This is a genomic window from Streptomyces sp. NBC_01334 (assembly GCF_035983595.1).
Taxonomy (GTDB): domain Bacteria; phylum Actinomycetota; class Actinomycetes; order Streptomycetales; family Streptomycetaceae; genus Streptomyces; species Streptomyces coriariae.
Window position 1 is genome coordinate 7,126,996 of the sequence record NZ_CP130718.1, and the last position, 12,082, is coordinate 7,139,077.

At 70.4% G+C, this 12,082-nt stretch carries 10 protein-coding genes; 7 read left to right on the plus strand and 3 right to left on the minus strand.

Going from position 1 to position 12,082, the window contains the following annotated elements; translation table 11 throughout:
• Nucleotides 1-125: 125 nt before the first annotated feature.
• From OG736_RS32080 to OG736_RS32090, 3 genes are all read left to right on the plus strand, one after another.
• The gene (locus OG736_RS32080) at nt 126-731 is read left to right on the plus strand and encodes a YdbC family protein (RefSeq protein ID WP_327185458.1); all 606 of its coding nucleotides are present in this window, start codon (nt 126-128) and stop codon (nt 729-731) included.
• Nucleotides 732-879: 148 nt separating this feature from the next.
• A complete protein-coding gene (locus tag OG736_RS32085; protein WP_054243670.1) occupies nt 880-1,539 on the plus strand; it encodes a histidine phosphatase family protein in 660 nt (219 codons plus the stop codon).
• Between the two features lie 12 nt (nt 1,540-1,551).
• Nucleotides 1,552-2,472 (plus strand): ADP-ribosylglycohydrolase family protein, encoded by a 921-nt coding sequence (locus tag OG736_RS32090; RefSeq protein WP_327185459.1) that lies wholly within the window; start codon nt 1,552-1,554, stop codon nt 2,470-2,472.
• 350 nt (nt 2,473-2,822) lie between these two features.
• Here the strand turns inward: OG736_RS32090 and OG736_RS32095 are convergent, their stop codons facing one another.
• Entirely contained in the window at nt 2,823-4,370 is a 1,548-nt protein-coding gene (locus OG736_RS32095; RefSeq protein ID WP_327185460.1) for an MFS transporter, read from the minus strand.
• 203 nt (nt 4,371-4,573) lie between these two features.
• Between OG736_RS32095 and OG736_RS32100 the strand changes: the two genes are divergently transcribed.
• The 3 genes from OG736_RS32100 (at nt 4,574) to OG736_RS32110 (ending at nt 6,699) form a co-directional block, all read left to right on the plus strand.
• Entirely contained in the window at nt 4,574-5,197 is a 624-nt protein-coding gene (locus OG736_RS32100; protein ID WP_327185461.1) for a TetR/AcrR family transcriptional regulator, read from the plus strand.
• 93 nt (nt 5,198-5,290) lie between these two features.
• Nucleotides 5,291-5,992 carry a ribonuclease HII gene (locus OG736_RS32105; RefSeq protein WP_327185462.1) on the plus strand — a complete coding sequence of 234 codons (702 nt, stop codon included), beginning with the start codon at nt 5,291-5,293 and terminating at the stop codon, nt 5,990-5,992.
• 68 nt (nt 5,993-6,060) lie between these two features.
• Nucleotides 6,061-6,699, plus strand: coding sequence for a hypothetical protein (locus OG736_RS32110; protein ID WP_327185463.1), 639 nt, complete (start codon nt 6,061-6,063; stop codon nt 6,697-6,699).
• A gap of 202 nt (nt 6,700-6,901) precedes the next feature.
• On the opposite strand, the gene OG736_RS32115 is transcribed toward OG736_RS32110, so the two are convergent.
• The gene (locus tag OG736_RS32115) at nt 6,902-7,522 is read right to left on the minus strand and encodes a hypothetical protein (RefSeq protein WP_062651016.1); all 621 of its coding nucleotides are present in this window, start codon (nt 7,520-7,522) and stop codon (nt 6,902-6,904) included.
• A gap of 355 nt (nt 7,523-7,877) precedes the next feature.
• On the minus strand, nt 7,878-10,043 hold the full coding sequence (locus tag OG736_RS32120) for a RecQ family ATP-dependent DNA helicase (protein ID WP_327185464.1): 2,166 nt from the start codon (nt 10,041-10,043) through the stop codon (nt 7,878-7,880).
• Between the two features lie 163 nt (nt 10,044-10,206).
• On the opposite strand from OG736_RS32120, the gene OG736_RS32125 reads away from it, so the two are divergent.
• The gene (locus tag OG736_RS32125) at nt 10,207-12,078 is read left to right on the plus strand and encodes a DUF4192 domain-containing protein (RefSeq protein ID WP_327185465.1); all 1,872 of its coding nucleotides are present in this window, start codon (nt 10,207-10,209) and stop codon (nt 12,076-12,078) included.
• Nucleotides 12,079-12,082: the final 4 nt, after the last annotated feature.

Here is a 12,082-nt window from a genome sequence, read left to right on the forward strand (position 1 = left end):
ATCGCCCCGAACCCGCCGACTTTCAGGGCCGGTTGTCCATCCTGCCACGCGCGTGTGCGCCATCGCAGCGTCGCTCTGTGAACGAGGGTGACCAACGCCACGCCCACTGGCCGTACGATGGCGCGGTGCTGGTCAAGTGGATTCGCTGCACCGTGGTGGACCGCCGCGGTTTCGAACGGGGACAGCGAAAGTGGGCGGGGCTTCTGGGGGAGCCGGGGTTCCGGGGGCAGGGCGGGGGCTGGAGCAGGGGGCGGCCCTCCGTCGCGCATGTCTTCGCGTTCTGGGAGAGCCGTGCCTTCTACGACTCCTTCATGGCACGTTCCCATGACCGGCTTGCGGCGACTCAGTCAGGCACGTTCAAGGACGCCCAGGTGCGGCTGTTCGACTACCGCTTCGACGTGAAGACGGGCTTCGAGCCGCGCTTCACCGACTCCGACCTGCTGCGGGTGGCCCTCTGCCGGGTCCACGAGGAACGCGCCGAGCACTTCACCCTCATGCAGGAGAAGGTGTGGAACCCCGCCATGGCCGGCTCGCCCGGCATGATCCGGGGGCTGTTCGCCGAGGCGCCCGGGCACGAGTTCATGGTGCTCTCGATGTGGCGCTCGGCGGCCGAACACGGAAAGTACCGAACTGAACGCGTGGAGCGGCTCGCGCTGCGCGCCCAGACGGAGGCGGACATATCCGCCCTCACCGGTGACATCGTCGAACTCGAGTCGACCTGGACGGTCTGAAAACCGGACTCACGGAGGGACTCGTCGGAGGCCTCGGACTCGTCGATCGTGTGCTGTATGCGCTTTCTGTTGCGGGTTTCGTGTGACCTACGCTGTATGCAGGCCGTACGAGTGCTCAGTCGGCCGTCACCCGATCTAGGGTTTTGGCATGGCACGACCACGGCGCATCGTCCTTGTCCGGCACGGGGAGTCAACGGGCAATGTTGATGACACCGTCTACGAGCGTGAACCCGATCATGCACTGGCCCTGACCGAGCGAGGCTGGCAGCAGGCCGAGGAGACGGGAAAGACCCTGCGGGAGGTGTTCGGCCACGAGCGGGTCAGCGTGTACGTCTCCCCCTACAGGCGTACGCATGAGACGCTCCGGGCCTTCCACCTGGACCCCGAGCTCATACGGGTACGCGAAGAGCCCCGGCTGCGCGAGCAGGACTGGGGAAACTGGCAGGACCGCGACGACGTTCGGCTGCAGAAGACCTACCGGGACGCCTACGGGCACTTCTTCTACCGTTTCGCCCAGGGCGAGAGCGGCGCCGACGTCTACGACCGGGTCGGCGGCTTCCTGGAGAGCCTCTTCCGCAGCTTCGAGGCCCCCGATCACCCGCCGAACGTGCTCATCGTGACCCACGGCCTCGCGATGCGGCTGTTCTGCATGCGCTGGTTCCACTGGACGGTCGCGGAATTCGAGTCCCTCGCGAATCCGGGCAACGCCGAGATGCGGATGCTCGTTCTCGGGGACGACGACAGGTACACGCTCGACCGGCCCTTCAACCGCTGGCGAGATCCGGAACCGTACGGGATCACCGGATAGAGTGGCAGAGCGATGACCGCTGACTCCTCTCCCGACCGGCGCCTGGAGCGCGCGCTGGCCAGCCTGCGGGGCCTCGCCCTGGGCGACGCGCTGGGCTCACAGTTCTTCGTGCCGGTGAACTATCCGCTGCTCCAGCGGCGCGCGCTGCCGCCCGGCCCCTGGCAGTGGACCGACGACACCGAGATGGCCTGCTCCGTCGTGGCCGTCCTGGCCGCCCACGGCCGCATCGACCAGGACGCACTGGCGCAGTCCTTCGCGCAGCACCACGACTTCGACCGCGGGTACGGTCCCGCGGTCAACCGGCTGCTGAGGCTGGTCAGGGAAGGCGCCGACTGGCGTGAGCTGTCGGCCGCCCTGTTCAACGGGCAGGGGTCCTGGGGCAACGGCGCCGCCATGCGCGTCGCCCCGCTGGGAGCCTGGTACGCGGACGATCCCGAGCAGGCGACCCACCAGGCCGAGATCTCCGCCTACCCCACTCATCAGCACCGGGAGGCCGTGGTCGGGGCCATGGCCGTCGCCGCGGCCGCCGCGCTGGTCGGCGCCCCGGGAGGGCCGCCCAGCGCCGAGGCGCTTCTGGACGGTGTCGTCGCCCTCGTTCCGAAGAGCGCCGTCGGTGCCGGTCTGCGGCGGGCCAGGGACATGCTCGACTACGCCGACGCGGCCACCGTCGCGGCGGTGCTGGGCTGCGGGAGGCGGACGTCGGCCCATGACACCGTCCCCTTCGCGGTCTGGTCGGCGGCGCGCGCCCTCGGTGACTACGAGACGGCGTTCTGGACCACCGCGCAGGTCGGCGGCGATGTCGACACGACCTGCGCCATCGTGGGCGGAATACTCGCGTCCGGTGAGGCGGGGACTCCTCCGGAGGCGTGGACGCGGCAGGTGGAAGCGCTGCCGGGGTGGATGCCCGTGCGCCACGTCGTGCCAGAAGCCTGAAAGATGACGGCTGAAGAGGACTCCTGACGCCTGACGTTTGTCGGCGGGTGGCTCACCGTGCGCCCACGTCGTCACGCTGGGGAAGGCGGCGCGGCAGCCGTTGAGAACTCTCGGTGTCCGATGGGAACTCTGCGTGACCGTCCAGGCGTTGTTCGGACATCCGCTGTGCGACCTGTGCGTGCAGGTGGGCGGGTGGTCGTGGGACGACATAGGGGGTGCGCGTGCGGTTCGACCTGTTGGTGATCATGTTGTCGGTATCGAGAGGCCGCGCGGGCCGACCCGGAAGCGGTGGACGCGCCTTCGTCGGGACGGACGATGGCACTCCCGGGTCGGCGGGCAGTGCTGGTCCGTCAGCCGGCCATGGGGCCCGCCGTGCCGGACAGCGCTTCCAGATCGCTCCTCTGGACACGGATGACGAACCAGGCCGTCACCAGAGCGAGTACGGCCATCGCGGCGGCCGGGACGAAGGCCGTCGAGATCCCGTGAGCGAGTACGTCATGTCCCCAGGGAGCGGGCAACTGGTGTGTCTTGGCGAACTCGGCCTTCTGCTCCGGGTTTCCGTCCGCGAGGAACTTCGGCAGCTGTTTCTCCGCCTCGTCCTTGCTGGCCGTACCGAAGACGGTGGTCAGGATGGACAGGCCGAGCGAACCTCCCACCTGCTGCGTGGCGTTGAGCAGACCGGACGCGGCGCCGGCTTCGTGCGGGGCGACACCCGAGACGGCGGTGACCGTCACCGTCACGAAGTTCAGTCCCATGCCGAAGCCGAAGACCACCATCGGCCCGAGCACTCCGCCGAGGTAGGAGCTGTCGGGGCTGATGAAGGCCTGCCAGGTGAGGCCGACCGCCACCAGCGCGGAACCGACGAGCATGAACGGCTTGGGGCCGACAGTGGGCAGGAAGCGCTGCGACAGACCCGCGCCCGCGGCGATGGCGACCGTGACGGGGAGGAAGGCGAGACCCGCCTTGATCGGGCTGTAGCCCAGCACGTTCTGCACGAAGAGCACGATGTAGAAGAACATGCCGAACATGGCCGCGGCGAGGCTCAACATGATCACGTACGTACCGGAGCGGTTGCGGTCGGCGAACATCTTCAGGGGAGTGATCGGCTCCTTGGCCCGCGACTCCGTGAACACGAAGGCGACCAGCAGGACCAGTGCGACCGCGAAGGCGCCGACGGTCACACCGTCCCGCCAGCCTTCCTCCGCCGCGCGGATGAACGCGTAGACCAGGGAGGCCATGCCGAGCGTCGAGGTCAGCGCGCCGGCTATGTCGAAGCGTCCGGGGTGGCGTTCGGACTCGCTGATGTAGAGCGGCGTGACGAAAGCGATGAGCACGCCGATGGGCACGTTGACGAACAGCACCCAGCGCCAGTCGAGCCACTCGGTGAGCATGCCGCCCGCGAGCAGGCCGATGGCGCCACCGCCCGCGGAGACCGCGGCGAAGACGCCGAAGGCCCGGTTCCGCTCCGGCCCCTCGGGGAACGTGGTGGTGATGAGCGCCAGCGAGGTGGGCGACGCGATGGCGCCTCCCACGCCCTGGAGGGCGCGTGCCGCGAGCAACTGCCAGGGTTCCTGCGCCAGTCCGCCCAGGAGCGAGGCGAAGGTGAAGAGAAGGATGCCGGCCATGAACACTCGTCGCCGGCCGAGGATGTCACCCGCCCTGGCGCCGAGCAGCAGCAGGCCGCCGAAGGTGAGCGTGTAGGCGCTGACCACCCAGGTGAGATCGGTGGTGCTGAACTTGAGCGAGTCTTGAATGTGCGGAAGCGCGATGTTCACAATCGTCGCGTCGAGTACCACCATGAGCTGGCAGGCCGCGATCACGGTGAGTGCGATGCCGGGATGTCCCTCCCGACGGGCCGCTCCGGGTTTCTGGTTCTGAGTCAGCTGAGAGGTTGTCACTATGAGTCCCCCACAAGAGCATTAGTGAACGATGGCGTTCACTGGCCCGTCAACGGTAGTGAGTCCTTCGTAGTGAACGCAAGCGTTCACTCGCGGCGTCGCCTCTCGGCGTGTCCCCCGTCGCGGTCGCCCAGAGCCTCGCTCCACCCCCTGGTCCCCGTTCCCCCTGATCCCCGCTTCCTCTGCTCGCTGGAGACACCTGGATGGATACTTCGCGCTGGACGGCCGCCCCCGCTCGGGCGTCCTCTCCCCGCCGGCGCGGCGCCGTGCTCGAACGTGCGATTCTCGATGCCACGCTGGAGCAGTTGGGCACCGTCGGCTGGAACGGCCTCACGATGGAAGGGGTGGCGGCCGGTGCCCAGACCGGCAAGGCCGCCGTCTATCGCCGCTGGCCCTCCAAGGAGGCCCTCGTCGCGGACGCCCTGCGGGCCGGATTGCCCCGGCTGGACGCCGTACCCGATCTGGGCAGCGTGCGTGCGGATCTGATGGCGCTGTGTCGTGACGCGCGTGACGCGATGTTCTCCCGCCCCGGCTTCGCGTTGCGTTCGATCATTCACGAATGCGATCCAATTCAGGCCGAACGCTTCCATGCCTTGATCGTCGATGGAGTGGTGGAGCCGACCGTGAAACTGCTGCACGAGGTCGTCAACCGTGGAATCGAGAGGGGTGAAGTGCGACCCGACGCGGCGAACGGCTATGTCTTCGATGTGATTCCGGCCATGATGATGTATCGGTCGAAGATGTGCGGATGCGAATGGGGTGATCGAGAACTCGATGAGATGATCGACCTGCTCATGCTGCCGCTGCTGCGGCCGGACCTGCCCTGAGCACGGATTCGGCGCCCTTGCGACCGGTCGGCGGGGGCCCGGTGCCGACCGGGGTGTCGCGACGGGATCCCGGCGGCGTAATCTAAGGGCGCCATGCCGTACGAACCACCCACTCACACCGTCGAGCGCTCCCTCCGCGCCACGACCGGAGCGAAGGTCATTGCCGGTGTCGACGAGGTGGGCCGCGGTGCCTGGGCCGGACCCGTCACCGTCTGCGCTGCCGTCACCGGACTCCGCCGGCCCCCCGTAGGCCTCACCGATTCCAAGCTGCTCACCGTCAAGCGGCGTAACGAGCTCTCCCGGGAGCTGCTGACGTGGGTGACCTCGCATGCCTTGGGTCACGCCTCCCCGGAGGAGATCGACGACCTGGGGATGACCGCCGCGCTCCGGCTCGCCGCCGGGCGGGCTCTGGAAGCCCTCCCGGTCCGCCCGGACGCGGTGATCCTCGACGGGAAGCACGACTACCTCGGCGCCCCGTGGCGGGTCCGTACGGTGATCAAGGGCGACCAGTCCTGTGTGGCGGTCGCGGCGGCCTCGGTGATCGCCAAGGTCCAGCGCGACAAAATGATGGCCGAACTGGGTATCGACCATGCAGACTTCGGTTTTGCGGACAATGCCGGGTATCCGTCTCCCGTGCACAAGGCCGCACTGGAGGAGCGGGGACCCACTCCGTTCCACCGGTTGTCGTGGGCGTATCTTGATGCGCTGCCCCAGTGGCGGCACCTCAAGAAGGCCCGTACCTGGGCGAACGGGAGCGTTCCGGGAGTCGAAGGTCAACTCGGCTTCGACTTCTGACGATTCCGTTCGCACTGATGTGCCACCCGCTGGCGCTCGCCGCACCAACGTTTGATAAATAACAGCTCATGCCTCTCATTCCCCAGGAGCCTCAGATTCACGAGAGTGCCCAGGGTCCCCGCGCCACTCCGGCCAGCGGCCGCACAGCGCCGACCCCTCGACCTGTACCCGGACCCCGTCCCGCGGCTCCGTCGCGTCCCGGTCGTCCCGGACCCGTCCGGCCCACGCCACCGGCGCAACGCGCGCCGCGTGACGCGGCCGCCAAGCCCGGGCCCTCGGCCCCGGCCGCCCCTGCCGTCGCCGCGCCCGCTTCGGCGACGCCCCAGGTCCAGTTGATCCCGGCCTCGGCCGAGGGGGCGCTGGACGCCGCCGAGGAGGCTGTGGACCTCCTCCTGGACTCGGGCCGCACTCCGGGGGACGTGCTGGTGGTCACCACCGGCGAGCAGCACCCCTGGGCCACCCATGAACTGTCCTTCGGCGAGGCGCCCTACTGGGCGCAGCATGACGCGGGAGACGACGTCTTCTACGCCGATGCCGCAGTGCTGGACCGGGCGGGCGTGCGTCCCGTCGTCGTGGTCGCCGTCAACGGCGGACCCGACACCGTGGCCGCCACCGCTCTGCCGCTGGCCCGCGCTCGGGCCGCCGGCCTGCTGATCGTCTGCGGGGACCCGCAGCAGATCAACGCGGCGCTGGGCGCGGGCGTCTGAACCGGCTCCGGTAGACCGGTAGGCGCCGGGGTCACGGAGGCGTCGCTCGTGCGGCGCCTCTGTGGTGCGTGCGGCGTCGGCGCGGCCTTGCGTGTGCCGGACGGTCCAGGCCTCGGCGCGCGCGATGCAGGTCGGCCCCCGGGAGGTTTGCGCCTCCCGGGGGCCGACGTTCTTGCGGGCTCTTCGGCCGCCCGGCCGCCTCTCAGCGGGCTGCCGCGCGACGGAGTACCTCCGAGGCGGCGCCGCCGGTTCGGGGCAGCGGCGGTGGGGCTTCGGACAGGGCGAAGGGTTCCGGAGTCGAATCGGCGTGGGGTCGACGGCCTCCGCGACCCTCGCCGAGGACCTGCCAGCCGTCCCGGGTGAGAGTGATGTACGCCCCACAGCGCAACCCGTGCAAGGTGCAGGCATCGCGCAGACCCCACATCCACGCCCCGTCCTCTTCCGTCCAGCGCGCGTCGCCGTCCCGGCAGTAGAGCAGCACGGCGGTGCGCACGGGCGTGCGCAGCCGCAGGTCGTGCGGGATGACCCGGCGCAGCTGGGCGAGCAGGGCGTTGCGGAACATCCAGCCGTCGGTCGATGCCTGGCGCCGGGTGAACGAGGCGCTGGCCCGCACCCGTTCGTCCGGGTCGAGCACGGCCACGATCGCGGTGGCCGGCCGTGGTCGGTGCCGCGAGTGCAGTCCGCTGACGACTTCCCGCGGGTTGCGCAGCAGCGGGATGCCGGCCGCTGCCCATTCGGCGGGCTCGAGCAAGCGGGTGGCGGAGGTGGCGGACGTGGACGTCGACAACGATGCCGCCGAGGACGGAGCGAATCCGAAGGTCACGATCCTCCCTTCGGCTACGGCCCACACTGCGGGCGGGTCGGATTCGGGGGAGCGCACGCCGCAGCAGAGCCCTACCGGACTACGGGCAAGCCGTGCGGGGAGCGGAGCTCAATTCTTCCTGTCGAACTTGGATGCGGCAACGAGCAATTGGGGCCACCGACCGTTATGTGACGATGAGTGACTTATATCCTTACCCAGTGATTCTCGGAAGGACACGTGAGCCGGCAGCTCACGCCTTGTGAGTGCCTCCGAGGCGGCGGATTCGACGGGCAGTCACACCGGCACACCGGCGCCGAGGCGACACCGGAGGGCGGCCGGGGGCGCTGGGGCGGGCTTCGTCGGTCGCAACCTGTGGTCAGCCTTGCACGGCCAGTACCAGAGGCAACACCCCCTGCGCGCCCGCGCGACGGAGCATCCGGGCCGCGACCGCGAGGGTCCAGCCCGTCTCGGTGTAGTCGTCCACGAGCAGAACGGGCCCCGGGGCCTCGGCGAGCGCGGCGGCGAGCGCGGGCGGCACCTCCAGCATGCCGTGGAGCGCCTTGAGGCGTTGGGCGCTGTTGCTCCGCGAGATCGACGAGGCGTCAGCGGTGTACTCCACCGAGCCCAGGAGCGGCAGTCGGCCGACTTCGGCGATGCGCGCGCCCAGGGAGTGGATCAACCGCGGTCGGGTGCGGGAGGCGATGGTGACCACGCCGACCGGGCGCGGCGAGGGGTCGGCCACCGCGGAGGCCCAACCGCCGGGACCCTTCGCCCAGTCGGCCAGCACCCCCACCACGGCCCTCGCCACATCGTCCGGAACCAGCTGGTCGGAAGCCTGGGCAGTGAACATCGGACGCAGCCGGTTGCCCCAGCCGATGTCGGAGAGGCGCCCCAACGCACGCCCGGTCGAAGCCTGTTCACCGGCCGGAATGCGCCCCTTGAGCTCCACGCCGATCGCCGGGAGCCCCGTCGGCCACATCCGGCGGGGCTCCACCTCGACGCCCGCGCGACCCAGGTCCACTCGCGCGGCGTCCAGTGCGGCCGTGGACGTCTCGGCGGTGTAGCGCGCCCCCGCGCAGTTGTCGCAGCGGCCGCAGGGCTTGGCGCCCTCGTCGTCGAGCTGACGCTGCAGGAACTCCATCCGGCAGTCCGTCGTCGACGCGTACTGCCGCATCGCCTCCTGCTCGGCCTTGCGCTGCCGGGCGACCCACTCGTACCGCTCGGTCTCGTACCTCCACGGCTGTCCGGTCGCGAGCCAGCCGCCCTTGACCCGCTTGACCGCCCCGTCCACGTCGAGGACCTTGAGCATGGTCTCCAGGCGGGAGCGGCGCAGCTCCACCAAGGGCTCCAGGGCGGGCAGCGACACGGGGCGCTCCGCGTGCGCGAGGACATCCAGGGTGCGGCGCACCAGTTCCTCCGACGGGAAGGCGAGCGACGCGAAGTACTCCCAGATCGCCTCGTCCTCCTTTCCCGGCAGCAGGAGCACCTCCGCGTGCTCCACACCGCGACCGGCGCGGCCCACCTGCTGGTAGTACGCGATGGGGGAGGAGGGTGAGCCCAGGTGCACGACGAATCCGAGGTCGGGCTTGTCGAAGCCCATGCCCAGCGCGGAGGTGGCGACCAGTGCCTTGACCTTGTTGGCCAGCAGGTCCTCCTCGGCCTGCTGCCGGTCGGCGTTCTCCGTGCGTCCGGTGTACGAGGCGACGATGTGGCCGCGCTGGCGGAGGAAGGCGGTGACCTCCTCCGCGGCGGCGACGGTGAGCGTGTAGACGATTCCGGAGCCGGGCAGGTCGTCGAAGTGATCGGCGAGCCATGCCATCCGGTGCGCGGCGTCGGGCAGCCGCAGCACGTTCAGGCTGAGGCTCTCGCGGTCCAGCGGGCCGCGCAGCACCAGGGCGTCCGAGGTGCCGCCGGTGCCGAGCTGTTCGGCGACGTCAGAAGTCACGCGCGCATTGGCGGTCGCGGTCGTCGCGAGCACCGGCACGCCCGGCGGGAGATCGGTGAGCATGGTCCGCAGCCGACGGTAGTCCGGGCGGAAGTCGTGGCCCCAGTCGGAGATGCAGTGGGCCTCGTCGACCACGAGCAGTCCGGTCGCGGCGGCCAGCGCGGGCAGTACCTCGTCACGGAAATCAGGGTTGTTGAGCCGCTCCGGGCTGACCAGCAGGACGTCGACCTCGCCGGCGGCGATCTCGGCCTGCACGGTGGCCCACTCATCGGTGTTCGAGGAGTTGATGGTCCGTGCGTGGATACCGGCCCGGGCCGCGGCCTCGACCTGGTTGCGCATCAGGGCGAGCAACGGAGAGACGATCACCGTGGGGCCGGAACCGCGGGCTCGGAGCAGAGAGGTCGCCACGAAATAGACGGCGGACTTGCCCCACCCCGTCCGCTGCACCACCAGGGCCCGGCGACGGTCCGCGACCAGCGCCTCGATCGCCCGCCACTGGTCCTCGCGCAGCCGGGCCACGCCCGTGGCGTCGCCGACGAGGCGGGCGAGGACGGCGTCGGCGTCGGCCCGGAGATCCGCGTTGTTCGTGTGCTCCATGCCCCCATACAACAGGACGGCGCTGACAATCCGGTCAGTGGCTGGTGGGGCAGGGCGTTGCCCGGCGGCGCCGCGGCCCTTCCGTTCCGGATGTCTGACGTGCTCCTGATCGGACTTATCCACAGGCCAAGCGGAACCTGATGATCCGCGAGATCGTCGGCGCATGACGAATCACAGCGAAACCACTGGATCCTCCGAAAACGGCGACATCACCGGACGGGGCGGACGTGAGCACCCGGCCTGTGAGAGCCACACGGTGTTCGAGGGAGACGTCGGGTACGGCGCAAGCCCCGCCGACCACCAGGTCACCCTGCGGACTCCGGCGGAGCTGGCCGACGCCCTGCCCTACCTGCTCGGGTATCGACCGGAGGACAGCATCGTCCTGGTCGCCCTGCACGACCGCGGCGGACGAGGCCGGTTCGGCGGCCGGGCCCGGCTCGGCATTCCAGCGAACCCGGACGACTGGGGAGCCGTCGCCCAGCAGTTGACGCAAGGGCTCGTGAAGGGCAGCGAACGCCGGGGCACCCGTCCCGCGAGCATGGTCGCCTACCTCTGCCAGGAACCGGGGAAGGGGGAGACGGGTCGTCAGGTCATGGAGCGGCTCCAACCGCTGGCTCACCGACTGCGTCTCGAGTGCGGCCGCCTCGACGTCCCCGTGATCGAGGCGCTCTGTATCGCCGACGGCCGTTTCTGGTCGTACTGCTGCGGCGGCAAGGGCTGCTGCCCGGTCGAAGGGGTGGCGATGGGCCTGCCCGGCACTTCTGTGCTGGCCGCGGCCGCGACCTATGCGGGGATCCAGGTCCGGGGCACCCTGCGCGAGTTGCGTGCCCGACTGCTGCCCCTGGAGACCGGTGCCGCACTGGAGCAGGAGATCGCCCTGGACACCGCAGGCATGGCGCTCGTCCCGAGGATCCTCGACGAGGCGAGCCGCGCGGCGGTGGCCGACGAGACGCTGGACCTGGCCGGGCGGGTTGTGCGCCGCCTCGCCGAGGCACCCGTCGTTCCGGGTGCTCTGCCGGCGGACCGCCGAGACGACGAACTGCTCGGATTCGACGAGGCCGCAGCTCTGATTCTCGGCCTCCAGGACCGGGTGACGCGTGACCGGGCGGCGGGGTGGATGGAGGGCGACGAGGCGGCCCCCGCCCTGCGTCTGTGGCGGGCCCTGGCACGGCGCTGCGTCGGCCCCTACGGCGAACACGCGGCGGCGCCCCTCACCCTCGCCGGCTGGGTCGCCTGGTCCACCGGAGATGAACTCGAAGCGCGGGAGGCCCTCGCCATGGCCCTGGGCGCGGACCCGGACTATCTGTTCGCCCGCCTTCTGCACCAGGCCTGCAACGAGGGCCTCGATCCCGAGTCGGTACGACGCTGCCTGCGCGCCGAGCGCGAGGGACGCGGGCTGCCCACGACAGCGGAGACGCCCGGCAAGACGGCTGTGGCCGAGGGCTCCGGGGGCTCCGAAGGCCCACAGGGCACGGGCGGGACGGAGTTCCCCGCAGGCCTGGGCGGAACAGAGAGGGGAGAGGCGTCCACCGACCTCCGGTGTCCGGACGCGGACAATCATCCCGGCGAGGGAAGCTGCCCCGAGCAGCGGAGCCGCTCCGGCGAAGAAGACCGCTCCAGCGAGCCGGACGACCCAGACGGCTCCGGCGGAGCCGAGCACGAGGACCGACCCGGCGCAGTGAAGGGCCGCACCTCCGGCCCACTCCCGCACACTTCAGCCACCTGCGCATCAGAACCTGTGCCGGTACCCACCCCCACAGCGGCTCGCAGGCGTCGCCGTGTCCGCCCCACCGGTGCCGGCGCGGTCCACGCACAGGCTGCGGCCGGAGCGGAAGAAGGCCAGGAACCAGAACACCGCGCGCGGGGAGCGAACGAGCTTCGCGCTCGCACACCGAGGCCGCACGTCACGCGCGCTGCCGCGCCGAGCCTAGGAGGATCCCGAACCCGTCCTGTGGGAAAGGCCTCCCCTCGGCGCCGCGAAAACCGCCCGGAAGGCCTGCGAGCCGATGGCGACGACACGAAGGGGCAGGGGTGACGCC